15 protein-coding genes are annotated in these 26,684 nt (G+C 70.2%); 9 read left to right on the forward strand and 6 right to left on the reverse strand.

Annotated features, from left to right (window positions below; all coding sequences use genetic code 11):
• Nucleotides 1-25 precede the first annotated feature (25 nt).
• The 5 genes from F4553_RS08145 to F4553_RS42300 all read left to right on the forward strand — a co-directional run bounded on the left by F4553_RS08145 (nt 26) and on the right by F4553_RS42300 (nt 12,888).
• Nucleotides 26-6,847 (forward strand): RHS repeat-associated core domain-containing protein, encoded by a 6,822-nt coding sequence (locus tag F4553_RS08145; RefSeq protein ID WP_184834094.1) that lies wholly within the window; start codon nt 26-28, stop codon nt 6,845-6,847.
• A gap of 606 nt (nt 6,848-7,453) precedes the next feature.
• Complete coding sequence (locus F4553_RS08150; protein WP_184834096.1) at nt 7,454-7,591, forward strand: hypothetical protein; 138 nt, start codon at nt 7,454-7,456, stop codon at nt 7,589-7,591.
• A gap of 142 nt (nt 7,592-7,733) precedes the next feature.
• On the forward strand, nt 7,734-9,179 hold the full coding sequence (locus F4553_RS08155; protein ID WP_184834098.1) for an FG-GAP repeat domain-containing protein: 1,446 nt from the start codon (nt 7,734-7,736) through the stop codon (nt 9,177-9,179).
• Between the two features lie 32 nt (nt 9,180-9,211).
• Nucleotides 9,212-11,299, forward strand: coding sequence for an N-acetylmuramoyl-L-alanine amidase (locus F4553_RS08160; protein ID WP_184834100.1), 2,088 nt, complete (start codon nt 9,212-9,214; stop codon nt 11,297-11,299).
• A 155-nt stretch (nt 11,300-11,454) separates the two neighbouring features.
• Nucleotides 11,455-12,888 (forward strand): FG-GAP-like repeat-containing protein, encoded by a 1,434-nt coding sequence (locus F4553_RS42300; protein WP_376776256.1) that lies wholly within the window; start codon nt 11,455-11,457, stop codon nt 12,886-12,888.
• Nucleotides 12,889-13,034: 146 nt separating this feature from the next.
• Here the strand turns inward: F4553_RS42300 and F4553_RS08170 are convergent, their stop codons facing one another.
• Nucleotides 13,035-13,700, reverse strand: a complete 666-nt coding sequence (locus F4553_RS08170) for a LuxR C-terminal-related transcriptional regulator (protein ID WP_184834102.1) — start codon at nt 13,698-13,700, stop codon at nt 13,035-13,037.
• On the reverse strand, nt 13,697-14,884 hold the full coding sequence (locus F4553_RS08175) for a sensor histidine kinase (protein WP_184834104.1): 1,188 nt from the start codon (nt 14,882-14,884) through the stop codon (nt 13,697-13,699). The genes F4553_RS08170 and F4553_RS08175 overlap by 4 nt, the downstream gene beginning before the upstream one ends.
• A 133-nt stretch (nt 14,885-15,017) precedes the next feature.
• On the opposite strand from F4553_RS08175, the gene F4553_RS08180 reads away from it, so the two are divergent.
• A complete protein-coding gene (locus F4553_RS08180; protein ID WP_184834106.1) occupies nt 15,018-15,605 on the forward strand; it encodes a hypothetical protein in 588 nt (195 codons plus the stop codon).
• Between the two features lie 60 nt (nt 15,606-15,665).
• On the opposite strand, the gene F4553_RS08185 is transcribed toward F4553_RS08180, so the two are convergent.
• Nucleotides 15,666-16,169, reverse strand: coding sequence for a hypothetical protein (locus F4553_RS08185; protein ID WP_184834108.1), 504 nt, complete (start codon nt 16,167-16,169; stop codon nt 15,666-15,668).
• 181 nt (nt 16,170-16,350) lie between these two features.
• Between F4553_RS08185 and F4553_RS42305 the strand changes: the two genes are divergently transcribed.
• Complete coding sequence (locus F4553_RS42305; protein ID WP_184834110.1) at nt 16,351-16,770, forward strand: peptidoglycan-binding domain-containing protein; 420 nt, start codon at nt 16,351-16,353, stop codon at nt 16,768-16,770.
• 149 nt (nt 16,771-16,919) lie between these two features.
• Here the strand turns inward: F4553_RS42305 and F4553_RS08195 are convergent, their stop codons facing one another.
• The 3 genes from F4553_RS08195 to F4553_RS08205 form a co-directional block, all read right to left on the reverse strand.
• Complete coding sequence (locus F4553_RS08195) at nt 16,920-18,926, reverse strand: S8 family serine peptidase (protein ID WP_184834112.1); 2,007 nt, start codon at nt 18,924-18,926, stop codon at nt 16,920-16,922.
• Between the two features lie 77 nt (nt 18,927-19,003).
• Nucleotides 19,004-22,258: a DUF2961 domain-containing protein gene (locus tag F4553_RS08200; protein WP_184834114.1), complete on the reverse strand. Its 3,255-nt coding sequence runs from the start codon at nt 22,256-22,258 to the stop codon at nt 19,004-19,006.
• 72 nt (nt 22,259-22,330) lie between these two features.
• On the reverse strand, nt 22,331-23,353 hold the full coding sequence (locus tag F4553_RS08205; RefSeq protein WP_184834116.1) for a LacI family DNA-binding transcriptional regulator: 1,023 nt from the start codon (nt 23,351-23,353) through the stop codon (nt 22,331-22,333).
• A gap of 87 nt (nt 23,354-23,440) precedes the next feature.
• On the opposite strand from F4553_RS08205, the gene hrpB reads away from it, so the two are divergent.
• Both hrpB and F4553_RS08215 read left to right on the forward strand, forming a co-directional pair.
• The gene (gene hrpB / locus F4553_RS08210) at nt 23,441-25,921 is read left to right on the forward strand and encodes an ATP-dependent helicase HrpB (protein ID WP_184834118.1); all 2,481 of its coding nucleotides are present in this window, start codon (nt 23,441-23,443) and stop codon (nt 25,919-25,921) included.
• 116 nt (nt 25,922-26,037) lie between these two features.
• Nucleotides 26,038-26,562: a hypothetical protein gene (locus F4553_RS08215; protein WP_184834120.1), complete on the forward strand. Its 525-nt coding sequence runs from the start codon at nt 26,038-26,040 to the stop codon at nt 26,560-26,562.
• Nucleotides 26,563-26,684 lie beyond the last annotated feature (122 nt).

A 26,684-nucleotide genomic window follows, 5' to 3' on the forward strand; every position in this document is an offset into this window, starting at 1 on the left:
TCCATCGATCCACCGGAGGTCTGTCATGTCCGAGAACGCTGGCCGCAGGTCGCTGTGGCGACCGGCCGTCATGGTGAGGCTCAGCCGATTCCGTTCCGTGGCCGCCGTGACGGCGGTGACGGTCCTGGCGTCGGTCCTCGTCGCCCCGCCGTTCGCCAAGGCGACGGCCGCATTCGACCCCAAGCCGCTGCAGAAGGTCCCGTCCGTACCCGTCACGAAGGTCCTGGCCCGCGCCAGGACCGCCGACCCCGCCACGGCCGCCGCGGCGGTTCCCCGCGTCGCGCCCCGCTGGCCGGCGCCCGGCACCGCGACCGTGGACCTGGTCCCCCCGACCGGTGTCACGACGACCGGCCGGTCCACCGCCGGTCCGGCCGTGCGGGCCGGTGCCCTGCCGGTCACCGTCCGCGCGCTCGACGACGGCACCACCGAGACCCGCACCGCGGCCGGTGCCGCACCGACGACCCGGGTCCGGGTCGAACTGCTCGACCGTGCCCGCACCGCCCGCACCTGGAAAGACAGCCTGCTGATACGCGTCAGCGCCGCCGCGGCCGGAACGAAGGCACTGGTACGCCTGAGCGTCCGCTACACCGACTTCCGCACGGCCTACGGGGCCGACTGGGCATCTCGGCTGCGCCTTCACACCCTGCCCGAATGCGCGCTGACCAGGCCCGGCGACGCCGACTGCCAACCGGTGCCGCTGGCGTCCACCAACAACGTCGGCACCGGCGAGGTGACCGCCGACGTCCTGGTCCCCGGCGCCACCGCGGCCACCCTGGCCGCCGACACCGGTGCCCTGCTCGGCCTCACCGCCGGGCCGAGCGGACCTTCAGGCGACTACGCCGCCACCTCCCTGCAGGCGTCGGCGACCTGGCAGGCGGGCGGTTCCTCGGGCGATTTCAACTGGTCCTACCCGCTGCGAGTCCCCCCGTCGGCCGGTGGACCAGCGCCCAGCCTGGGCCTGGCCTACTCCTCGCAGAGCGTCGACGGACGCACCGACGCCAGCAACAACCAGCCGTCGGTGGTGGGAGAGGGATTCGACCTGTCCGTCGGCGGCTTCATCGAGCGCCGCTACAAGACCTGCGCCGACGACATGGGCGGCACCGCCAACAACACCGTCAAGACCGGCGACCGATGCTGGGGCACCGACAACGCCTCCCTCTCCATGGCCGGCCACGCCGGTGAGCTGATCTACAACGCGAGCGAAGGGGTGTGGCACCTGCGCCGTGACGACGGGACTCGGGTGGAGCACCTGCTCGGCGCTGCGAACTGGGCCGACCGGGGCGAGTACTGGAAGGTCACCACGGTCGACGGCACGCAGTACTTCTTCGGCCGCAACCAGCTGCCGGGATGGACCCAGGGCCGGCCCGATCAGGAGTCCACGCAGTACACGCCGGTGTTCGGCAACAACACCGGCGAGCCGTGCCACCTCGCCACCTTCAACACCTCCTGGTGCCGCCAGGTGTACCGGTGGAACCTCGACTACGTCGTCGACGTGCACGGCAACAGCATGTCGCTGTGGTACACGAAGGAGTTCAACAGCTACGCCCGCAACGCCAACCAGCACGACCCGCAGCCCTACGTACGTGCGGCGACGCTGTCCCGCATCGACTACGGCACCCGGGCCGACGCCGAATTCGGGGTCGCGCCGATGCGGGTGGAGTTCGGCTACGCCGACCGGTGCGACGCCGACTGCGCGACGCATGACGGAACACATTGGACAGATACTCCGTGGGACAGCGAGTGCGCCGGCGACCCGTGCACCAACGGCTCGCCGACGTTCTGGACCACCCGGCGGCTCGCCACGATCACCACCCGGGTCTGGGGCGGCAGCGCCTACCGCGACGTCGACCGCTGGTCGCTGCGGCACACGTACCCTGATCCCGGCGACGCCACCCGAGCCGGGCTGTGGCTCGCCGGGCTGACCCGCACGGGCCTGGTCGGCGGGTCGGCGTCGCTGCCGGAGATCACCTTCGGCGGCGTGCAGCTGCGCAACCGGGTCGACACCGAGGACGACCAGCTGCCGCAGATGAACTGGTGGCGCGTCCGATCGATCATGAACGAGACCGGCGGTGAGGTCACCGTCGACTACTCCGCCCCCGAATGCGTCGCCGGATCGCACATGCCGGTGTCGCCGGAGTCGAACACCATGCGCTGCGGCCCGGTCCTGGGCATGTTCCCCGGCGACCCGAACAAGATCGACTGGTTCCACAAGTACCTCGTCACCGCGGTGATGCAGACCGACCACACCGGCGGCGGCGTACGCACCGTCGCGGCCTACGAATACGTCGGCACACCCGCCTGGCACCACGACGACATCGACGGTCTGACACCGCCCGACCGGGTGTCGTGGGGGCAGTGGCGCGGCTACGACCGCGTCCGGGTCCGTCAAGGCGACCCGGGTGAGCAGACGCTCGCCGAAACACTGTTCTACCGGGGCATGGACGGCGACGCCCTGCCCGGCGGCGGCGTCCGGAACGCCCAGGTCTCCGCCTCCGAAGGGGCACCGGTGGCCGACTCGGACGCGTTCGCGGGGATGCCCCGCGAGACCATCGCCTACGAACTGCCGTCGATGACGGTCGTCGGTGCCTCGATCAGCGACGCCTGGCAGTCCGCGCCGACCGCGAGCCGCACCGTCGGCGACGAGACAGTCCACTCCCGCCTCGTCCGCGTCTCCGGCACCCGCAAGCGCCTGCTCCTCGACGGCGGGCGCGGTTTCCAACGGAGCTCGACCAGCACCACCTTCGGTGCCCTCGGCCTGCCGACGGCCCTGGAGGACCGCGGCGACGACGCGGTCGCCGGCGATGAGCGGTGCACCCGCTACACCTACCTCACCAACCCCGACGCATGGCTCATGGTCGGCGTATCCCGGATCCAGACGCTCGCCCTGCGCTGCGACCAGTCGCCGACCTCGGCCGCCGACGTGATCAGCGATGTCCGGTCCTCCTTCGACGGCCGACCATGGGGCATCGCACCGACCCTGGGCGACATCACCACCAGCGAGTCCATCTCCGCCTGGTCCACCGGCACCGCGACCTACCTCACCACCCGCCGCTGGGCCTACGACGCCTACGGCCGGGTCACCGACACCTGGGACGCGCTGGGCAATCGGTCCACGACCGCCTACACCCCCGCCTCCGGAGCCCCGATCACCGCCATCACCACGACGAACGCGCTGATGCACCGCGAAACAGCCACCAACGAACCCGCCTGGGGCCAGCCGCTGTCGACCACGGACGCCAACGGCAAACGCACCGACCTCGTCTACGATCCGCTCGGCCACCTCACCAAGGTGTGGCAGCCCGGGCGGACCAAGGACGTCGACCAGCCCAACTACCAGTTCGGCTACACCATCCGCAATGACGGCGCGACGGTCGTGACGACGAAGACCCTCAACCCCGCCGGGGCCTACGTGACCTCGTACAAGCTCTACGACGCACTGATGCGCGAACGGCAGACCCAGTCCCCCTCGCCGGTGGCGGGCGGCCGGATCGTGGCCGACCGGTTCTACGACTCGCAGGGCCGGGTGTCGCTCACCTACAACCCCTACTACAACTCCTCGCCCCCCGGCCCCGACCTGGTCCGGCCGATCAATGCCGGCCTCGTCCCGAGCCAGACGCGCACCGTCTTCGACGGCGTGGGCCGGGAGACTGCGACGATCTTCCAACCCGGCGGCACTGAAAAGTGGCGGGTCAGCACGACCTACGGCGGCGACCACATCGACCAGGTGCCGCCACTGGGCTCGTCGGCTACCTCGGTGCGCAAGGACATCCGGGGCAACGCGATCTCGCTGCGCCAGTACCACGGCAACACCGTCAGCGGCACCCCCGACGTGACCACCTACACCTACGGCCGTCAGGGGCTCCTGGAGAAGGTCGTCGACCCCGCCGGCAACACCTGGCGATCCACCTACGACCTGCGCGGCCGCGTGATCAGCACGAGCGATCCCGACACCGGCGTCAGCCAGCTGGCATACAACAACGCCGACCAGGTGACGCTGAGCACCGACGCCCGCCAAGTCAAGATCGCCTACAAGTACGACGCCCTCGGGCGGATCACCGCCACCCACGACAACTCCCTCACCGGCACCCAGCGCACCGGCTGGACCTACGACACCCTCGCCAAGGGCTACCCGACCGCCTCCACGCGGTACGACAGCGCCGGCAACGCCTACACCATCACCGCCACCGGGTACACCGACCGCTACCAGCCCACCGGGCAGACGGTCAGCATCCCCGCCGTCGAGGGCACGGCCCTCGCCCGCGACTACACCTTCGGACTCACCTACAACACCAACGGCAGCCTCAAGGAGACGTCGCTGCCCGCCGTCGGTGGCCTCGCCGCCGAGAAGCTGAAATACGGCTACGACGCGCTCGGGCTGCCCAGCACCCTGACCGCCACCTACGCGGGCGCCACCACCAGTTACGTCGCCTCCACCTCCTTCTCCGAGCTCGGCGACCTGCTGCAGATCAAGCGCAGCACGGGCACGGGCGGCTCGGTCTACCAGGACTTCACCTACGAGACCGACACCCGGCGACTGCACCAGAACACCGTGTCGCGGACCGCGGTCGCCCCGAACGTGGTCCGGGACGTCACCTACACCTACGACAACAGCGGCAACCTCATCAAGGCCGTCGACGCACCACCGTCGACCGCCCCCGACACCCAGTGCTACAAGCAGGATTACCTGAGTCGGCTTGTCGAGGCGTGGACACCGGCGTCCGGCACCTGCGGCACACCGACCGCGGCGGGCCTCGGCGGCCCCGCACCCTACTGGCACAGCTTCACCTATGACGTCACCGGCAACCGACGGACCCAGGTGGAGCACGCAATCACCGGCGACACCACCACCAGCTACACCCAACCCGCGGCCGGCGCCGGCCAACCGCACACGCTGACGTCGAGCACCACGGTCGGCCCCGGCGGCACCAGCAACCGGAACTACAGCTACGACCCCACCGGCAACACCCTCACCCGGCCCGGCACCACCACCGGAACCCAGCAGAACCTGACCTGGGACGCCGAGGGCAAGCTCTCCTCCCTCACCGAAAGCGGCGCCAGCACCACCTACCTCTACGCCGCCAACGGCGACCGACTCCTACGCCGCGACCCCACCACCGTGACCCTCTACCTGGGCTCGACGGAGCTGCGGCTCACCCGGACCACCGGCGCGCTCAGTGCTACCCGGTACTACCAGCACGCCGGCCAGCCCACCGCCGTGCGTACCCCGGGGGCCGGCGTCTGCTGGCTGCTCGCCGACCCGCAGGGCACGGCGTCCATCGCGATCACCGCCTCGAACCAGCAGGCGCAGATCCGCCGCCAGGCACCCTTCGGCACGCCACGGGGCAGCCAGCCGCCCAGCTGGCCGGGCGAACGCGGGTTCGTCGGCGGCGACCAGGACCCCACGGGCCTGACCCACCTCGGCGCCCGCGAATACGACCCGGCGACCGGACGATTCATCAGCGCCGACCCGCTGCTGAACATCGGCGACCCCCAGCAGATGCACGGCTACGCCTACGCCAACAACGATCCCGTCAACCGCAGCGACCCGTCCGGGCTGATGCTCAGCGGCGTCGACTGGGGCGACCTGTGGAACTCCACCAGCGACACCATCGTCGAATACGGCACGCTCGCGATCTGCGCAGGCGTGATCACCGGGACCCCGATCCTCGCGGTCTTCGTGGCCTCCATTCCCATGATCTGTGGCGGCCTCGCGGGGGCCGCGGTCTACATGAACGAGGTCCTCCGCGGCGACCACGACTTCGACCTTCTGGAGCTGCTGCATGCCGTACTCGTCGGCGCCGCGCTCGAGATGGGCGGCGAGCTGCTGGCCGACGCCCTGCATCTGCTCGCGAGTGCGATCAAGGCCATCGGTGGCGAGACCTTCGGCCGGGCTCTCGACAAAATCGTCAGTTTGCTCGAAGGCAAAGCCAGCGCGGCCGACCCGCCGAAGACACCGTCCGACCCTGCTCTCACCACCCCGGACCGGCCGACCGCACGCGGTCGCGGCGAGAACCCGATGCCCAAGGACCCGCCGAACACGGCGCCGGATAACGCCACGTCAACGGCGGGCGACAAGCCGTCGACGAACGACACCCCCAGCACGGAGACCGATGCCGGCGGCTCTTCCAATCCGAGCTGCCTCAACAGTTTCGATCCGGCCACCCCGGTGCTGCTCGCCGACGGCAGCGTCAAGCCGATCGACGACATCGCGGTCGGCGACCAGGTGCTCGCCACCAACCCCGAGACCGGCGAGTCCCGGCCCCAGCCGGTGAGGCTGCTGCACGACAACCTCGACACCGACCTGTCCGACGTCACGGTGGTCACTGCAACCGGGGTCGTCACGCTCCACACCACTCAGGCTCACCCGTTCTGGGACGACACCGACAGATCCTGGGTGTACGCGGGCAGCCTGCGGCCGGGCCACCGGCTACGCACCCCGGACGGCGTCGTGACGGTGCACGAGGTGCTCAACCGTGCGGGTGCGGCACGCATGCTCAACCTCACCGTCGCGAACCTGCACACATACTATGTGCTCGCGGGCAACACGCCGGTGCTGGTTCACAACTCTAACTGTTGGTCGACAACCACGGAGAATGCTGGTGACCTCGCTGGCAAGTACACGCCGGGGCAGTCGACTCGGGATCCTGCTTCGCAGTGGTACCACGAGGAACTGAGCAACGAAGATCTCCTGAACTCGATTAACAATGCCGCGGAGGGAGACGGGATTGTTGTTTCGCGTAACGGGACAATTCTCGGCGGCCATCATCGCTGGGACGAGCTTATGGCAAGAATTGCGGACGGGCGCATTGACCCGAATGCACCAATTAACATCCAGATCTATGGCTGAGAGTTAGGTCCAATGCCTACAATTCACTCGGATGATCCGGACTACCGTGTCAGTCAGATCAGTTTCGACACACTGCTTGAGATTCAGTCGGAGGCTGAGGAGCGAGGTCTGGCGACCCGGTGGACTTCGGTCGATGCACTCCGCAGCCAGGTCAAGGATGAAGTCGCCTTCATCCAGTCGCTGATGCGCGAAGAACGGGCAGGGTCCGTGCGGGCCTATCGATGCCTTCTGTTGTTCTCGACCATCAACGACACTGGCGCTGGCGGAATCACTACAATCGATCTTGATACGGCGAGATTCGAATCGCTCGAACGGCTCGATAGAGATCCGGATGTCCGGAACGCGCTTACTCGGATGTTCTCCCTAGCACTTGGTGGAGTCTCCCCTATCTCGAAGAGTTAAGGAAACCGAGTGAAGATCCCGCGCGATCCCGGCATTGGCCCGGATGGATCTTGCTCAAGAGCTATATCAAGGGAACTGTCGCAGAAGAGTGTTGACGTCATTCCTGGATAGTGCAGCGCCACCACGCCGAGCCCCAGCACGAGCAGGACGACATAAGCCGCCGATCCGGCCACGACCGCGGTACGGCTGCGCCGCTGCGAGGTGATGATCACCTCGCAGCGGCGCGCTCGGCGGCAGTGCGCCGACCAGCGCGGGGAGAACTTCGCGGCCCATGCCGAGCAGCTCGGCCGCCTCCTCGATGGATATGTCCAGGTAGAAGCGCAGCACCAGCACTGCGTGTAGTCGCTCAATGCACTCCCGTGAGTGAAGGATTTCTTCCTTGACCCGACTAGCGTTCGGTTGATATTTTCATACGCGCATTGATCGATGCTTGTTAATAGCGGGTTACATCCGAGGCTGCCACCGCAGCTCCCCGAGGAGAACCATGCGACGACTCCTGCCATCCCTCTGCGCTGCCACGCTGCTCGCCACCTGCGTGATCGCCCTCACCGCCGCCCCCGCGAGCGCCGCCTGCACCAGCATCCCGTCCACTCACGACCCCGCCGTCATCGTCATGGTCCAGCGGGTCGCCCGCAATCTCAATGCCAACGACAAGGTGCTGCTCGCCGGGTTCGAGGCCGGGTGGGTCGAGTCCCACATGAACAACCTGCCCTGCGGCGACAAGTCGTCCCTCGGCGTCTTCCAGCAGCGCTGGGACTACGGCTGGGGCACCCCCGAGCAGATCATGGACCCCGTCTACGCCTCGACGCAGTTCTACTCCCGCGCGATCGTCTGCGACCGCAACAATCCCGGCTACTCCGCCGGCCAGGTCGCGCAGTGCGTGCAGCGCTCCGGCTTCCCCGACCGCTACGACCAGGTCGCCGCGAAGGCGCGCAGCCTGATGGCGGAGGCGAAGCGGGTCACCGAGATCACCGCAGGCACCCCCACCGATGTCAACGGCGACCACCGCGACGACGCGATCACCTTCACCCAGGGGACGCTCGCCGACGTCTACGTCGCGCCCTCCACTGGCAGCGGATTCGCCGGGACCTCGGTGAAGTGGCAGGAGTTCTTCTCCATCGGCGGCGAGACGGCCCTCACCGGCGATGTCAACGGCGACGGCCGCGACGACGCGATCACCTTCACCCACGGCTCGGCCAACAGCCCCGGCAGCGCCGATGTCTACGTCGCCCTCTCCACCGGTACCGGCTTCACCGGCAGCGCCAAGTGGCACGACTGGTTCGCCCCCGGCGCGGAGATCGCCGCGGTCGGCGACGTCAACGGCGATGGCCGCGACGACATCATCACCTTCACCCATGACGGCCGCGGTGATGTCTACGTGGCGCTCTCCACCGGCTCCTCCTTCGGCGCGGGCGTGAAGTGGCACGAGTATTTCGCCATCGCGGGCGAGTACCCGGCCGTGGTCGATGTCAACGGCGACGGCAGGGCCGACCTGGTCACCTTCACCCAGGGACCGGCGAGCGCGGCGGACGTGATCGTCGCCCTCTCGACCGGGTCGTCGTTCGGCGCGAGCCAGAAATGGCACGACCTCTTCGCGGTCGGCGCCGAACTGCCCCGGGTCGGCGACGTCAACGGCGACGGCAGGGCCGACATCGTGACCTTCACCTGCAACGCCGACGCCGATGTCTACGTCGCGCTTTCCACCGGTTCCGGGTTCGCGGGCACCACCGTGAAGTGGAACGACTTCTTCTGCCTCGCCGGGGAGTTCCCCTACCTCGGCGACGCCGACGGCGACGGCAAGGACGACCTCCTCGTCTTCACCAAGGGCGCCACGAACGACGTCTTCGTGGGCCTCTCCACCGGCACCGGGTTCCTCGGCGGCGCCAAGTGGCACGACTTCTTCGGCCTGACCGGCGAGACCACGCTGTGACCCCCAGCCCGCGACCCCGCAGGAGCACCCCCATGAGATCCCGCGCCCCGATCGCCGCCGCGCTGCTCACCGCAGCGCTCACGCTCGCGTCCGCGCCCGCCGCCGCGCACGCTCCGACGAACACCCTCGGCCGCGCCTTCGCCGAAGCATCAGCCGGGTACGCCGTCCCGCAGCCCCTGCTGATCGCCCTCGCCTACGCCGAGACGCACCTCGACCAGCACCCCGGACAGCCGAGCCAGGACAACGGCTTCGGTGTGATGCACCTGGTCAGCAACCCGACGAGCCACACGCTCGAGCAGGCGGCGAAGCTGACCGGCCAATCCCCTGCCGCGCTGAAGGCCAGCGCAGCGGAGAACGTGCGCGGCGGGGCGGCGGTGCTCTCGGCGTACGCGGACGAGGTGTTGACACGCGCGGACCGCACGCGCCTCTCGGCCTGGTATCCGGTGGTGGCGCGCTACAGCGGCGCGAGCGACGACGCGACCGCGCGCCTCTACGCCGACCACGTCTACGAGCTGCTCGGGCAGGGTGTCCGGGCGACCGCGAGCACCGGCGACCTGATCACCGTGGCGCCGCAGCGGGTCCGCCCGGAGCTGGGCCGCTACGCGACGGTCGCCCCGGCCGGCGCGCCCTCCACCGGCATCGCGCCCGCCCCCGGGGCGGCGCTGGCGGCGGTCCCCGAGTACGGCCCGACCCGATGGGTCGCGGCGAGCACCGCCAACTACGGCGCGGGCCGCTCGTCGGGGATCACCACCGTCGTCATCCACGTGACCCAGGGGTCCTACGCGGGCACGGTGAGCTGGTTCCAGAACCCGTCGGCGGGCGTGAGCGCGCACTATGTGGTGAAGTCGAGCAACGGTGAGATCACGCAGATGGTGCGGGAGGGTGACACCGCCTACCACGCTCGGTCGGCGAACGCCTACGGCGTCGGGATCGAGCACGAGGGCTTCGTCGCCGACCCGTCCTGGTTCACCGACGCGATGTACCGCTCCTCGGCGGCACTGACCCGCTACCTGTGCGACAAGTACGGCATCCCGAAGAGCCGCACCGGCATCAAGGGGCACAACGAGATTCCCGGCAACGACCACACCGACCCGGGCCCCAACTGGAACTGGAACTACTACATCTCGCTGGTCAACGCCGGTGGCGGCGGCGGTACGAAGTACTACGGCGGGTCGCCGACCGACTTCACCGGTGACGGCAGGGACGACATCGTGTCGTTCACCCACGGCACCCTCGCCGACGTGTACGTCGCAGCCTCGACCGGCGCCGGGTTCGCGGGCACCTCGGTGAAGTGGAACGACTTCTTCGCCCTCACCGGCGAGACGCCGCTCACCGGCGACTTCAACGGCGACGGCAAGGACGACATCGTCGCCTTCACCCACGGCACCACCGGCACCGCCGCCGGTGACGTCTACGTCGGGTTGTCGACGGGCACCGGATTCCTCGGCGGTGCGAAGTGGCACGACTGGTTCGCGCCCGGCAACGAGATCCCGGTCGTCGGCGACTTCAACGGCGACGGCAAGGACGACATCGCCACCTTCACCCACGACACCGCCGGAGATGTCTACGTCGCGCTCTCCACCGGGTCGTCGTTCGGTGCCGGGATCAAGTGGCACGAGTTCTTCGCCCCGGCCGGAGAGTTCCCGGCCGCCGGGGATGTCAACGGCGACGGCAAGGACGACATCATCACCTTCACCCAGGGCCCGGCGACGGCGTCCGACGTGATCGTGGGCCTGTCCAACGGGTCGTCGTTCGGGCCCGGCCTCAAGTGGCACGACCTCTTCGCCGTCGGCGCCGAGCAGCCCCGCGTCGGCGATGTCAACGGCGACGGCAAGGACGACATCGTCACCTTCACCTGCAACGCCGACGCCGACGTCTACGCCGCGGTCTCCAACGGCAACGGCTTCGTCGGGACGACGGTGAAGTGGAACGACTTCTTCTGCACCGCGGGCGAGTTCCCCTACCTCGCCGATGTCAACGGCGATGGCAAGGACGACATCGTCGTCTTCACCAAGGCCGCCACGAACGACGTCTACGTCGGTCTCTCCACCGGCACCGGGTTCCTCGGCGGCGCCAAGTGGCACGACTTCTTCGGCCTCAACGGCGAGACGACTCTGTAAGGCGCCAGCGCCGAAGCCCCGGGCCGCGAGGTTGCCCCTGCCTCGCGGCCCGGCTCCCATTCCTCCCCGCAAAGGACTCCTCAGTGCATAGACGACTTCTGCGACACCTGGCGGGCCTCGCGCTCGCCGGGCTCGTCGCCGCCGCGACGGTCGTCGTGGCGCCCGCGGCGGCCTGGGCCGCACCCAATTTCAAGGCGCCCTTCCCGTGCGGGCAGCGGTGGACCTTCAGCCATCACAGCGCCGAGGTCCGCCAGGCCCTCGACTTCGTCCGCGCCGACGGCGGCGTCACCGCGGGCACGCCCGTGGTGGCGTCGGCGGCCGGGACGGCGTACCGGTTCTCGCAGCCCAGCGGTGCCGGGAACTACATCGCCATCGAGCACGGCGGCGGGTGGAAGACCTACTACTTCCACCTGTCCGCCTACTCCGTCGCCGACGGGGCCTACGTCTCGCAGGGGCAGCAGATCGGCGTCACCGGCAGCACCGGCAACTCGTCCGGGGCGCACATCCACTACGAGCAGCTGCTCAACGGCGTCGGCCAGGTGATCGCGATCAACGGTGTGTCGCTCGCGCCATACCCCGGCTCCTACAACCAGCGCTACCTGACCAGCGACAACTGCGGCACCACCCCGCCGGGACCGAAGCTGCTCGGCGGGTCGCCGACCGACTTCACGGGGGACGGCAAGGACGACATCGTGGCGTTCACCCATGGGGCGCTCGCCGATGTCTACGTCTCCGCCTCCACCGGCAGCGGTTTCGCCGGCACCTCGGTGAAGTGGAACGACTTCTTCGGCCTGTCTGGCGAGTCGGTCCTGTCCGGCGACTTCAACGGCGACGGTAGGGACGACGTGGTCGCCTTCACCCACGGCACGCTGGGCGATGTCTATGTGGGCCTCTCCACGGGCTCGGGTTTCCTGGGCGGGGCGAAGTGGCACGACTGGTTCGCGCCGGGCGGCGAGATCCCGGTCGTCGGCGACTTCAACGGCGACGGCAAGGACGACATCGCCACCTTCACCCACGACACCGCCGGGGATGTCTATGTCGCGCTCTCCAACGGGTCGTCGTTCGGTGCCGGGATCAAGTGGCACGAGTTCTTCGCCCCGGCCGGAGAGTTCCCGGCGGTCGGCGATGTCAACGGCGACGGGCTCGACGACATCATCACCTTCACGCAGGGGCCGGTCGCGGCGTCCGACGTGATCGTGGGCCTGTCCAACGGGTCGTCGTTCGGGCCCGGCCTCAAGTGGCACGACCTCTTCGCCGTCGGCGCCGAGCAGCCCCGCGTCGGCGACATCAACGGCGACGGCAAGGACGACATCGTCACCTTCACCTGCAACGCCGACGGCGACGTCTTCGCGGCCCTCTCCACCGGGACGGGCTTCGCCGGAACGACGGTGAAGTGGAACGACTTCTTCTGCCTCACCGGCGAGTTCCCCTACCTCGGCGATTACAACGGCGACGGCAAGGACGACATCATCGCCTTCACCAAGGGCACCACCAACGACGTCTACGTCGGGCTGTCGACGGGGACCGGGTTCCTCGGCGGCGCCAAGTGGCACGACTTCTTCGGCCTGACCGGGGAGACGACGCTGTAGGCCCCACAGCAAGATCGTGCTTTTTCCCGGAAGTATTCCCCTCGGAGCATGTCGGTAGGGCTTACTTCCGGGAAGAAGCACGATCTTGCGCCCGGGTAGGGGCGGTTTCTCGGAAGTGCGCGATCACCACCGAGCCGCGGCGCGGGCTATCCGACGGGGGGCGGGGAGGCACCCGACCCGGGCAGCCGCTCCCGGCCGAGCGCGTCCTCCCGGATCCGCTCGGTGTACTGGCCCCGGTGCCGGATCGGCCGCCCGACATCGGCGTACTTCTGCTTCGCCCGCTCCAGATAGGTCCGCACCGTCCCGGCGGCGATGCCCAGCTGCCGGCCCACCGCGTCCACGGTCATGCCGCGCCCGTAGGCGACCAGCACCTCGTGCTCGCGCGGGGTGAGCTCCGGCCGGTCCGGCCGGTCATCGCGGCCCAGCCAGAACGCGTGCTCCGTGGTGAGCGGCGAGTCGCCGCGCGCCACGGCGCGGATGGCGTCGGACAGCACGGTGAGATTGGCGGTCTTCGCCACGTACGCCGCAGCACCGGCCTCAGTCGTCGCCAGGATGTAGGACAGGTCCGGCACCACGGTGATGACGATGACGGTGAACCCGGCGGCGACGAGGCTCGCGACGTTGTCCACCGGATCGGAGAAGTCCTCCAGGTTGAGGTCGAGCAGGACGATCCGGGCCGAGACGGCCTGGCTGAGGAAGTCGGCCACCGACGAAGCGGTCGCCGTCAGCCGGATGTCGGGCACTTTCGCGATCCACGCCGCCATGCCCTCCAGCAGCATCCGGTCGTTGTCGATCGCGGCAATCTCGATCACGGCTTCCACAGCACCTCCACCACCGTGCCGTGCCCCGGACCCGACGTGACGTCCACGGTCCCGCCCGTCTCGATCACGCTGTGCCGCAGCTCGCGGATCAGCCCGCGCCCGCCCGGTTTCGCCGCCGGGTCGAAGCCGACACCGCGATCGACGACGGCCAGCCGCACACCGCCCTGCTCGCCGACGGCGGTCAGCCACGCCTCGCCGACACCGGCATGCTTGGCGACGTTGGTCAGCGCCTCGCGGGCCGCCCCGAGCAGCATCGACGCAGCCGGCGGTGGCAGCGTCGACGGCAGGGCGTGGAACTGCGAGTGCACCCGCAGCCCGAGCGCCTGCTTGTCGCGGACCACCCCGGCCAGCGCGCCGACGAAGTCACCCGGCCCGATGTCGTCGGCACCGGTCATCAGACCGCGCAGGAAGTCCGAGTCCCGTGCGCACAGCGCGCGGACCTCATCGGCACGGTGGTCCAGCCCGCCTCGGGCGATCTTGTTCAGGGTGGTGAGCACCGTCTGATGCAGCACGTCGTACTGCCGGGTCCGCTCGTCGTAGCGGGCGCGCGCGGTCGCTTCCCGGGCTCGTGCCTCGATCGCGTCCGCGGTGGCGAGATCGACCTTCCACGCCGAGGCCCGCTGCAGCCGGGCCAGAACCCAGCCCAGCACCCCGAACCCCAGCATGAAGAACACGTTCACCGCCATCATGCCGACCGTGTCGGCGGACATGCCGACGGTCCGGGCCGCGTTGGCCCAGATCCCCGCGGTGTACGCCACGGCGACGGTCACGGTGCCGACCGCCGCGATACCGACCTGGATGAAGATCGCCGCCAGGGTGACCGATCCGACCGCCGGCGGAACCACCCACAGCTGCCAGCCGCTCGCGCACGAAGCCACACACATCTGCGGCACGGTGAACAGCCAGATCGCGGCGAGCGCCAGGTCGGCCAGGACCCACGACAGCGCGACCCGGCGGCGGCGCAGCGCCATCGTGAACATCACCGCCGACCAGGCCACCCCCGACAGGTAGCTGCCGACGATCACCGTCGTCGACCGGAAGTCGTCGAATCCGCCGAACAGCAGCACCGGCAGGCCGACCGAGAGCTGGATCGCCCGCAGGGTGGCAGACCCCTTGATGAGCACCAGCTCCGCATGCGTCCGCGCACCGTTGACAGTCGCCGCCGCTGGATGCATCAGGTCAACCTCGCACGTGGATATGGACTGCGGTAGTAGGCAGAAACGCCGACTGGACAGATCATGACGCACGCCTCGAAGATCGGCTTCCGCCACCTCGGCGATCTTCAATCTACGGAAGGTGCACCCTCCTATGCGTACACAGCGCTGGCTGGCTGCCATCGCCCTCGGGTTTGCCGCCACCGTCGCGCCGCTCGCGGTGTCGAGCCCCGCACAGGCCGCGCCGACGGTCTGCGACCCGAACTACATGTGGAACACCTGGTCAGGTGCCACCCAGCCGTGGGCCGTCACCCACGCCTCGCGGTACGAGAACTACTCCGGCGCCACGGTCACCTGGACCAGGGCGGCATCGTTCCGCGCGAAACTGACGGCGGGCTCGACCATCACCACCGGGGTCTCCGCCGGCGCATCCGTGGAGATCCTCCAGTTGGGAGCCACCCTCGGCTCCTCGCTGGCGGTGAACGGGTCGGCCACGAGCACGGTGAGCCAGAGCGTCACCGGCACCCTCGCCAACAACCACATCGCCATCTTCTTCCAGGGCAACCGCTCCGCCAGGGGCTCGTGGAAGCGCTACAAGTGCAACGCCGCCGGCACGGCGTCCAGCCAGGTCGGCAGCGGCACCACCCGGAGCTTCGGCGTGAACACGCAGGGCGTCGTGGACTGCGCGTCGAGCCCGTCCCCGTCGTCGCTCGCCTACGTCGTCAGGGCCCAGTACTGCTAGCTCCAGTCTGAGGAGCGATGGTCGTGGGGGGAACTGCTCGCTGGCTCCCCCCACGAACCGTCATTTGCTGGCGGTGCGGCCGCTCACCGTGCCGTAACCCGGCCGGGAGCAGTAACCCCAGGCGTACGAGGTGACACCGGCGTCGTAGAGGATGTTGGTGTACTGGTACTCGTCGGAGTCGCCGGGGTAGCGCTCCGATGTGTACAGCGTCTTGTTGTCGGAGTCCCGCGCGATCTTGACATAGCAGTTCGATCCGGGCGGAACCGGCCCGTAGATCGTCATGCGCGCCCGCGCCGACCGGCAGCCGCCGTTGCCCCAGACGTAGTCCAGGTAGACGATGACGTTCAGGCCGATGTTGACCGACAGTCCCCAGTCCTTGGGGCCCTCGAGCTCACAGGCACTGGCGTAGAAGAAGTTCTGGTTGTCGCAGTTCGAGTTCCTGCCCCACTGACCGCTGTACCAGTAGCAGTTGGCTTCGACGGCGGCGTGGGCGGACGCCGGGCTGACCGCGAGGCCGGCAAAGACGATGACGACCGCAGCGAGCATTGCCTTGATGCGTAGCAAGATTTGCCTCCCCGATGGACGGATAGTCGATGCGATGAGTGTCGATGCGCACCCTCGCTGCGGCCAGGTGTTTCGGCTGGAGCCGAAACACCTGGGACCAACGCAAGGCATCGACGACCCTTAGTTCAATGCCGCGGCATCCCGCCGCGGAACGGAGGGGAGACTGATGATGCTTCGCAGAGTGCTCGGGGTCGCGATGGCTGTGGCGCTGGCAGGCTCGATCGCAGTCGGCACGGGCACGCCCGCCGCCGCCGGTGTGACGCCGCAGTGCACGATTCGGTGGAATGTCCTGCCTGCCGGCGCGAGCGGCGGCATCTGGATGCCGTACGCGGAAGCAGCGGAGACGACCGTCTGCTTCATGCACCGCGGCAGCTACAGCTGGGGTGTCTGGGCGCTCCAGAAGGCCCTACGCGTGTGCTACAACAAGTCCATCGGCACCGACCTGAGCTTCGGGCCGCAGACCGAGCAGGCGCTGCGCGAGGTGCAGTCGCTCATCCACGCGAATCCGGACGGCGGCTACGGTCCGGAGACCCGCGGCAAGCTGAAGTTCGTCAGCGTTGCGTATCCGGACGATCCAGGAGCGTGCTCGACCGTGAATTGAGCGCCGACCGGGCGACTCTGCGTATGCGCCCGGCCTTTCCACCGGTCGTCGCCGAGAGCACGGCCACGTCGAATTCGCTCGTCGAGAAATGATGCGGTTCGACATCCGGTCTGCTCGGCGGATAAAGCTGGGCAGACCGGATGTCGCTGTCAACTGGGCAGGTAACCGGCCAGCACCGGAACATCGCCGGCCAGGCCGTAGGTGGATACGGTCACCGCACCGCCCGTGTCACGGATGTACCAGTCGGCCGCTCCACCGTTCGCGCGGTTGACCGCCGGGCCCGTGCTGCCCGCGGCGAAGTAGGCACCCGGCACCACCCGGTCGCCCGCCTGCCCGAACCGGATGCCGTAGAAGCTGCCGCCCGTGCTGGGCTTGATGTACCAGGTCCCGTCCGAGGGGCGCCACACGGCCAGGTCGGCTTTGCGGTCTCCGTTGTAGTCGGCGGGGACCAGGCGGTCACCTGCGCTGCCGAAGACCTGGCGGACCGTGGCGCTGTCCGTCGAGCGCAAAACGTACCAGGCGTTCTCCGTCGGCCGGTAGACCGCAGGATCGGCCCGGCCGTCACCGTCGTAGTCGGCGGCGACCGGCACGTCACCGCTGCGCCCGAACACCACCGCCGTCACCGCGCCGTCGAAGCTGCGCCTGATCCACCACGTACCGTCCGAGGGCCGCCAGATCGCGATGTCCGTCCGCCGGTCGCCGTCGAAGTCCTCGGCGACGGTGACGTCGGAGGCCTGGCCGAAGGTGACGACATCGGCCGAGCCACTGGTGCTGCGCCGGATCCACCATGTGCCGGTCGACGGGCGGAAGACGGCCGCGTCGGTCTTGGCGTCGCCGTCGTAGTCACCGGGCACGATCCGGTCTCCCGTGGCGCCCCAGGCGATGCTGTAGGGGGAGCCGTCGCTCACGCTCGGTGCGACGTACCACGTGCTGTTGCCCGGTCGCCAGACGGCGCGATCGGTACGACCGTCGCCGTCGAAGTCGCCGCGCACGATCGCCCGGGGCAGCGGGAACAGCGTGTGCAGCAGGATGACGGGTGAGTCGATCACCGTGCCTTGGCCGACGATGGCGTCGCGCACCTGCTGCGGTGTCGCGTAAGGATGGTACTGGAGGTAGAGCGCGGCCGCCCCCGCCACGTGCGGCGCCGCCACCGACGTGCCGTGGTCGATCTCGCTGGCGGTGTCACCGGCGATGGACGCGGAGGTGATGTCCTCGCCGGGCGCGTAGATGTCCAGGCACGGTCCCCAGTTGCTGAAGGAGGACTGCCGGTCCAGGCGGTCGGTGGCGCCCACGGTGATCGCCTCGGTCACCGACGCGGGGGTGAAGTCACATGCGTTGACGCTGTTGTTGCCCGCCGCGAGGGCGTAGGTGAGCCCGCTGGCGATCGAGGCCCGCACCGCGGTCTCGAGTGGCGGGAAGCTGCATTTGCAGCCGAGGCTCATGTTCACCACGGCGGGGCGGACGGCGTTGGCGGTGATCCAGTCGATCCCGGCGAGCACGATGGAGATCGCCCCCGCGCCCTCGCAGTTGAGCACCCGCACCGCGTGCAGGGTCACGTGCTTGGCCACGCCGAAGTCGGTGCCGCCGACGGTGCCGGCCACGTGGGTGCCGTGGCCGTTGCAGTCCTGCGGGTCGGAGTCCTTCTCCAGGAAGTCCCAGCCGTCGCCGACCCGCCCGGCGAACTGCTGGTGCGTCTTGCGGATCCCGCTGTCGAGGATGTAGGCGTGCACCCCGGACCCGGTGGCGGTGTAGGTGTACTGCCCGTTGAGCGGCAACTGGCGCTGGTCGACGCGGTCGAGACCCCAGCTGGCCGCGGTGTCGGCCGTCAGCGCGAGCTTGTCCTGCTGGACGTAGGCGACGGCGGGTTGCGCGCGCACCGCGGCGAGCGCGGTGGCGTCCAGGGTCGCGGCGAAGCCCCGCAGGGCGACCGAGTAGCGGAAGTGGATCTGGCCGCCGTTGCTCAGCGCGGCCTGCTCCGCGGCCTGGCCGTTGGCGCCGTCGCGGAGGACGACGACATACCTGTCGTCGAACCCCGGACCCGGGTCTCTCATGACGGCCGCCACGGGCATCGCCGACGCCTGCGTTGCCTGTGCCGGTGCCACTGAACCAACTGCGGTGAGCAGCGCCAGAACGGCGACTGCGATTCTGCTGACCATCGTGTTCCCTTCGGTACCGCCTGCCCCGCCCAGGCTGTCCGAGTGAACGTACTGGATGTCTTCGATCGCCGCACGGTTCACGGAAGGCCGGGGCGGGGCAGGTCGGTGCCGGAGGCGAACTGGTCGTGCCACTTCCAGCCGTTCTGCACGAAGCGGCCGCCATCCGACAGGGAGACGTAGACATCGGCTGGGGTGCCGCCGGTATAGGTCACCGCATCGGCCCGGCCGTCGCCGTCGAAGTCGCCGACACCCGGCGTCTCCGCCCCGATCGCGAAGTTGTCGTGCCACTTCCAGGTGTCCTGGACGAACCGGCCGCCGTCGGAGAGCGAGACGAAGACGTCTGCGGTGCTGCCCCGGCTGAAGCTGATCACATCGTCCCGGCCGTCCCCGTCGGCATCGGCCAGCGTCGGCAGGTCGGTGCCGGGTGCGATGTGGTCGTGCCACTTCCAGGCGTTCTGCACGAATCGGGTGCCGTCGGAGAGGGCCACGAACGCGTCGGCCGCGCTGCCGCCGGTGAAGGTGACGATGTCGTCGCGCCCGTCACCGTCCACATCGCCCAGTGCGGGCGTCTCGGTGCCGAAGGCGAAGTTGTCGTGCCACTTCACGCCCGGGCCGAAGGACGAGCCGTTCGACAGCGCCACGTAGACATCGCCGGTGCTGCCCCGGGTGAAGGTGACGATGTCGGTGAGTCCGTCGCCGTTGACGTCGCCGACCTGCGGGATCTCGGTGCCGACGGCGAAGAAGTCGTGCCACTTCACCCCCGGGCCGAAGGACGAGCCGTTCGACAGCGCCACGTACACGTCGGCGCCGCCGCCCCGGGTGAAGGTGATCGCGTCGGCCCGGCCGTCGCCGTTGACATCGCCGGTGAAGGGGACCTCGGCGTCGATCGCGAAGAAGTCGTGCCACTGTGGCGCCGCCGGACCGAACCGGCCGCCGTCGGAGAGGGCCGCGAAGACATCCCCGGCCGCCGCGCGGGTGAAGCGCAGCGCGTCGTCCCGGCCGTCGGCGTTGAGGTCACTGCTGTTGCGGGTACGCGTCCCCGCCCCCACGGCACCCGACGCGGGTCCGGCGTTCCCGGCGGCGTCCACGGCCACGACCCGGTAGTACCAGGTCTGTTTGGCGGGCAGCGGACCGTGCCGGAACCCGGTCGACGCGACGGTGCCGACCAGGTTGCCCGCGACGACGGGCACATCGGAGCTGCGCGAGGCGTAGACGCGGTAGCTCGCCACGCCCACGTCGTCGGCCGGCTCCGCCCAGGTGAGGCTCAGCGCGTGCACCCGCCCGGCACCGATCGCGAGCCCGGTGACGATGCCGGGAGCGGTGGTGTCGGCGTAGGGGGTGACGATCGGGAGGGCGTCATAGCGGGCAGCCGTCCACGCCGGTGCGCCCGCGACCGGAGTCAGGGTGATGGTGATCGCCGACTTGCCGCTGGTCAGGGTGGCGGGAATGGTGAATTCGTCGGTCAGCCATCGCTGGACGCCGTTGCCGAGCGGCTGCAGCCAGGTGCCCGCCGGGATGCCGTCGACCGTCACCGCCACCCGCTGGCCGGGTGCCTGCTGATCGGCGGTACGACGTAGGCGTACCCCGGAGTTGGTGGGGTTGATCGTGAGCCGGAAGCCGATCGGCGAGCCGGTGGCGCGCACCTGCCCGGTCACGACGGCCGTGTCGTCGTCGCCCTCGAAGACCGAGGTGAGCGCGGATTGCGTGCCGCCGTCGCTGTAGGAGTGCGCGGAGCGGCTGGCGGCGTCGCCGACGACGACCGTGTCGGTGCGGGCCGAACCGGCGGTGGTCTGCGTGTAGAGGTAGGCGGTGGAGCCGTAGTCGGCGGGCATGTCGTCGGCGGGTCCGTGCTCGATGCCGAACCGCAGCCCCGTCGAGTAACCGACGGCGTCGCCGATCAGCAGCCGGTAGGCGGCGTCGCACTCGTCGGCGCAGCCGCCGGAGCGGAACTGGTGCGCGGTGTTGCCGGTGAAGACGCCGGAGTATTCGCCCCGGTTGAAGTACCACCCGGACTCGTAGAAGTCCTCGGTGCCGGTGCCGTGCCACACCGGTGAGGCCGAGCCGTCGACGTGGATGCGCTCGTCGCCCTCGAGGTAGTTGCGGGTGTTGCCGCCGGTGATGTGGCCGCGCATCGTCTGCGTGACCCCGACGAGCCGGCCGCGCCCGGCCTGCTGGGCGACGGTCCAGTCCCGGCCGAGGACGGTCTCGGCGCGTGCGGACTGGGTGGTGAAGTAGCCCGCGTCGCCGGTCGCGGCGAGCCGGTCCGTCCACTCCGGAGCCGGTGCGGAGGTCACCTCGACGACGACCCCGCTGACCCCGAGTCCGGTGGTGTTGGCGAGCATGACCGCTGCCGAGTTGCGCAGCGGCATCGGCCACCAGGCCGTATACCACCCGCCGGGGGCGGCATCCATCGCGAACATCAGCGATCGGACGGTGCGCTCGCCGAGTCCGGCGCCGAAGAACTCGCCGACCGGGGAGTCGACGGTGCGCCGCCCGTCGAAGGTGAGCCGCAGCCGGAGCCCGGCGAGCAGCGCCGGGGTCGCCGCGGCGTCGGGGATGCGGATCCGCAGCGCGCTGATGGCGCGGGGGCCGGTGAGGTTCGCCGCGGTGGCCTGCCCGCCCGCGGGTACGGTGACCGTGGCGCTGCTCGTCGTCGCCCCGGGCTGGGCCGGTTTGGGGTCCCTCGTTCCGGCGGCCCGCAGCGTGGCGAGCACGTCGGCGGCCTGGTCCGCGCGGCTGAAGGTCGTCACCCCGTCCGCGTCGGCGAAGCGGCGGAAGCCGACGTGGTAGAAGAGCGGGTTGTGCTGCGTCGTGATCCGCATCGACTGCCGGTAGGGCATCGGCACCTTGACCGTGACGCCGCCGGAGGTCTGGTCGGCGTTGGTGACGAGCGGGAAGCTGAAGGGCGCGCCGAGGCCGCCGTTGACGAGGTTCTGCAAGCCGGTGTCGACGACGGTGACGCCGTCGAGCTCGATGCGGATCCAGCCGGTCGCGGTGACGTCGCCGTTGTCGCGGGTGAACCAGATCGACTCGACCTCGCCGGGTCCGGCGTCCTCGGCGAGGACGCATCCGCCGGAGGTCCGCAGGCAGGAGTAGGCGCCGCTGAAACCGTCGTCGTTGGAGCCGTCGCGCCCGAAGCCGGAGAACTGCGCGGTCCGCGCCCCGGCGGCGAGCGACGGCAGCCGGTCGAGCCGCCGGTAGACGTCCCACCCGACGGGCCCCTTGTCGGGGGCTGCGGCGAGGGCAGCGACGGCCGGGACCTGCGGTGACAGGCCGATCAGCAGGAGCGCGGTGACCGCGGTGGCGGCGGCACGCAGCAGGCGTGGGGGCATGCGGGGAACGTATATTCGACACCCATGAATGTCAATAAGTGCCAATGAATCGATAAGTGCCGGAGAATTCCTTCAGGAGCGGGTGAGGGGTGCCGTGCTGTCGCGGACGACGAGCTGCGTGGCGAGCTCCAGCCTCGGCGTCTCGACCGGCTCACCCTGGGCGAGCTTGAGCACCGTGCGGGCCGCGAGCATCCCCATCTCGGCGAGCGGCTGCCGCACGGTGGTGAGCGGCGGTGAGGACCACTTCGCCTCGGGCAGGTCGTCGAAGCCGACCACGCTGATGTCGTCGGGCACCCGCAGACCGCGCTGTCGAACCGCTTCGAAGACGCCGAAGGCCATCTGATCGCTCGAGGCGAAGATCGCGGTCGGCCGCTCCGGCAGGTCGAGCAGCGCCAGCCCGCCGGAGTAGCCGGTCTCGGGGTAGAAGTCGCCCTGCGCGACGAGCGCCTCGTCGAAGGCGATGCCCTCGGCGTCCAGCGCGGCGCGGTAGCCGTCGAGCCGGGCGCGGCTGCAGAGCAGCCGCTTGGGCCCGGCGATGATGCCGATCCGCCGGTGGCCGAGCGAGATCAGGTGCTGGGTCGCGCTCATCCCGCCCGCCCAGTTGGTCGCACCCACCGTGGGTACGGCGAGCGACGGCACCCCTGCCGGATCGATGACGACCGTGGCGACACTGTTGCGCTGCAGCTCGGCGTAGATCGGCGGGGCGAGGTCGGTCATGACGAGGATGACGCCGTCCGAGGCGCGGGCCTTGAGGTTCTGCAGCCACTGCCGGGTGGCGGCGGTCTTGCGGTGGATCGCCGAGACGACGGTGCCGATCCCCTCGGCGTGCGCGACCTCCTCGACACCCCGGATGATCTCCACCGCCCAAGGGCTGTCGAGGTCGTTGAAGACGAGGTCGATGAGGTTGGAGCTGGGTCGGGACCGGTTGTTCCGCCGCTGGTAGCCGTGGTCGAGGAGCAGCCGCTCGACCCGCTCACGCGTACCGGGCGCGACGTCGGCCTGCCCGTTGAGGACCCGCGAGACCGTGGGCACGGACACCCCGGCCTCCTCGGCGATCGCAGCGATGGTGACCCTGCGCCCTTCCATGATCGTCATCTCCCTCGCTGGTGTCGTCGTCAACATCAGAAGCATGCCATGTCACCGCCAAGCCGCCGCCGCCAGAGCGTCAGGCAGACTGGCTGCATGCTGCCCGAGGTCGACCTGCCCGTCCGAGCCGCGCTGCCCGAACTCCTCGCCGCGCTGCGCGACACCGGCACGGCAGTGCTCGTCGCTCCGCCGGGCTCCGGCAAGACCACCCTCGTCCCGCTCGCCCTCGCCGACCAGGTCGAAGGCCGCGTGATCGTCGCGGAACCCCGGCGCATCGCCGCCCGCGCGGCCGCCTCGCGCATGGCCTCCCTGACGGGTACGCGTACCGGCGGCCTCGTCGGCTACACGGTCCGCGGCGACAGCAGGACCAGCGCGGAGACCCGGGTGGAGGTCGTCACCACCGGCGTCCTCGTCCAGCGGCTGCACCGGGATCCGGAACTGCCCGGTGTCGCGGCGATCGTGCTCGACGAATGCCACGAACGCCACCTCGACACCGATCTCGCCCTCGCCTTCGCCCTCGACACCCGCACCCACCTGCGCCCCGACCTGATGCTGCTCGCCACCTCGGCGACGGCGGAGGCCGAGCGCCTCGCCTCGGTGATGGGCAACGGCACCTCGATCGTCAGCGCCGCCGGGATCGCCCACCCCGTCGAGGTGGTCTGGGCACCGCCGACCGGCCCGGTCGACGCGCCCTACGGGCTGCGGGTCGACCCCCGGCTGCTCGACCACGTCGCCGCCGTCATCCGGCGTGCCCTGACCGAGGGCACCGGCGACATCCTCGTCTTCCTGCCCGGGGCCGGGGAGATCGGCGGGGTCGCCGGTCGCCTCGGCGGGTTGCGGGACGTCGACGTGCTCAGCCTGCACGGGCGGCAAGGCTCCTCGGTGCAGGACGACGCCCTGCGTCCGGGTCCCCGGCGGCGGATCGTGCTCGCCACGGCCGTCGCGGAGAGCAGCCTGACGGTGCCGGGGGTGCGGATCGTCGTCGACGCCGGACTGGCGCGGGTGCCGCGTACCGATCATGGTCGTGGTCTTGACGCCCTGGTGACCGTGCGGGCCTCGCGGGCAGCGGCCACCCAGCGGGCCGGGCGGGCCGGGCGGGAGGCGCCGGGGCGGGTCTATCGGTGCTGGTCCGAACGCGATCACGACCGGCTGCCCGCCTTCGCCGACCCGGAGATCGCCGGCGCCGACCTGACCGCCTTCGTGCTGCACCTGGCGTGCTGGGGGCAGACCGACGGGACCGGGCTCGCCCTGCTCGACCCGCTGCCCGCCGCCGCCGCGCAGGTCGCCCGGACCACCCTGACCGCGCTCGGGGCGCTCGACGAAGCGGGCCGGGTCACCGCACGCGGCCGGGCGATCGCGGGTGTCGGTGCGCACCCGCGGCTCGCCCGCGCGCTGCTCGACGGGGCGGCGATCGTCGGCGACCGGGTCGCGGCAGAGGTCGTCGCGCTGCTCTCCGCCGACGTGCGGACCAGCACCGACGACCTCCCGGCGGCGCTGCGGCGCCTGCGTGACAACGCCGACCCGGCCGCCACCGCAGCGTGGCGCACCGAATCCCGCAGGCTGAGCGGCGGCATGGCGTCGCACCCGTCGACCGGCGGCTGGTCCGGGGACCTCGCCGCCGCGCTGATCGTCGGCCTCGCCTTCCCCGAACGCATCGGCCGGGTCCGCACGGCCGGCGGACGCGTCTACCTGATGACCGGCGGGACCGCGGCTGAGCTGGCGCAGGGCACCTCGCTCAACGGGGTGGAGTGGATCGCCATCGCCGACGCGGACCGGCAGCCGGGCAACGCCGCCGCGCGGATCCGGCTCGCCGCGCCCATCGACGCCGAGACGGCGAAGCTCGCCGCCGAGGCCCTCTACGCCGACGGCGGCGAGGTGACCTGGACCGACGGTGACGTGCTCGCGCGGCACCGCACCCGGCTCGGCGCGATCGTCCTGTCCGACCGCCCGCTGGCCAAGCCCGACCCGCAGCTCGTCGCGGCGGCGCTCGGCGAGGGACTGCGCCGCCAGGGACTCAAACTGCTGCGCTGGACCCCCGACGCGACCGGCGTCCGCGAACGCCTCGCCTTCCTGCACCACGCCCTGGGCGACCCGTGGCCCGCCGTCGACGACGCGTCGCTCCTCGCGGACCTGGGGTGGCTCGGACCCGCGCTCGCCACGGCCCGCAACCGCAAGGACCTGTCCCGCATCGACGTGGCGGCCGCGCTGCGCAGGCTCCTGCCGTGGGCGCAGCTCGCCCAGCTCGACGAGTACGCCCCCGACCGCATCGAGGTGCCGAGCGGATCGCGGATCCGGGTCGACTACACCGATCCGGCGGCGCCGTTCCTCGCGGTGAAGGTGCAGGAGATGTTCGGCTCGACGCAGGCGCCGATGCTGGCGGGCGGGCGCTTCCCGCTGGCGCTGCACCTGCTCTCCCCAGCGGGCCGCCCGGCGGCGGTCACCGCGGACCTGGAGTCGTTCTGGCGCAACGGATACCTGTCGGTCCGCTCCGAGCTGCGCGGGCGTTACCCCAACCACCCGTGGCCCGACAACCCGATGAAGGCGAAGCCGTCCGGCCGAACCAAGCCCCGCCCCTGAATTTAATGCTGGACACGCCGCGAAAACCGCAACCAAAGTCAGGATCAACTTTGCGGAACCCGGACGGCCGCAGCGGTGTCTTGATGGTGATGGACGAGCTGTGCGGGAGGCGCGCGATGGGTTCTTGGGGCAGGTTGGTGCTGGGTTCGGTGCTGCTGGTGGCGGGGTGCACGGCTGCGGGTTCGCCCGCGCCGACGCCTGGGGCTGCGACCACTCCGGCCGGGAGTCCGGTCGCCACCGGGTGCGGGTCGAAGGTCGAGACCGGTTCGCTGCCGGACTGGGCCGACGCCGGATTCAGCGGGGACGCCAAGGTTCCGCACGTGTTCGGCGCGAAGGGCTCGATCGTCGGGGTGCTCTTCGGCTATCCGCTGCAGGCGGGGCGGACCGACGGCACCGCCAACAAGATCCTCTGGGTGGGCGGCCCGGCTCCGACGTCCGACACCTCCGCGCCCGACACGCTGGTCATCACCGCCACGCTGGACGGGACCGCCACCACGGTCGTCCGCGAGGTGGCGGGCGGTCCCGGGCCCTCGATCACCGACATGCCGCAGGCCGGGTGCTGGCACCTGGAGCTGCGCTGGTCCGGCCGCACCGACACGATGGACCTGACCTACGGCGCACCGGCGTCCACCGGTAGTTGATCCTGACTTCTGTTGCTGATCCGACGGCGTGTCCAGCATGAAAGTTCAGGGGGGATCGGCCGTTCCGGTCGAGGTGGGGTGCCGGGACGCCTCGATGGGTGGACCTTGGTGGATGTCTGTCG

Origin of the sequence: Allocatelliglobosispora scoriae (assembly GCF_014204945.1) — a bacterium.
Lineage (GTDB): Bacteria > Actinomycetota > Actinomycetes > Mycobacteriales > Micromonosporaceae > Allocatelliglobosispora > Allocatelliglobosispora scoriae.

Bases quoted from the DNA above. Each gene is read 5' to 3' on its own strand.
- F4553_RS08205 (WP_184834116.1), bottom strand. From the start codon at position 23,353: ATGACGATCATGGAAGGGCGCAGGGTCACCATCGCTGCGATCGCCGAG.
- F4553_RS08155 (WP_184834098.1), top strand. From the start codon at position 7,734: ATGCGACGACTCCTGCCATCCCTCTGCGCTGCCACGCTGCTCGCCACC.
- F4553_RS08215 (WP_184834120.1), top strand. From the start codon at position 26,038: ATGGGTTCTTGGGGCAGGTTGGTGCTGGGTTCGGTGCTGCTGGTGGCG.
- F4553_RS08150 (WP_184834096.1), top strand. From the start codon at position 7,454: ATGATCACCTCGCAGCGGCGCGCTCGGCGGCAGTGCGCCGACCAGCGC.
- F4553_RS08145 (WP_184834094.1), top strand. From the start codon at position 26: ATGTCCGAGAACGCTGGCCGCAGGTCGCTGTGGCGACCGGCCGTCATG.
- hrpB (WP_184834118.1), top strand. From the start codon at position 23,441: ATGCTGCCCGAGGTCGACCTGCCCGTCCGAGCCGCGCTGCCCGAACTC.
- F4553_RS08195 (WP_184834112.1), bottom strand. From the start codon at position 18,926: ATGGTCAGCAGAATCGCAGTCGCCGTTCTGGCGCTGCTCACCGCAGTT.
- F4553_RS08175 (WP_184834104.1), bottom strand. From the start codon at position 14,884: ATGCATCCAGCGGCGGCGACTGTCAACGGTGCGCGGACGCATGCGGAG.
- F4553_RS08200 (WP_184834114.1), bottom strand. From the start codon at position 22,258: ATGCCCCCACGCCTGCTGCGTGCCGCCGCCACCGCGGTCACCGCGCTC.
- F4553_RS08160 (WP_184834100.1), top strand. From the start codon at position 9,212: ATGAGATCCCGCGCCCCGATCGCCGCCGCGCTGCTCACCGCAGCGCTC.
- F4553_RS08180 (WP_184834106.1), top strand. From the start codon at position 15,018: ATGCGTACACAGCGCTGGCTGGCTGCCATCGCCCTCGGGTTTGCCGCC.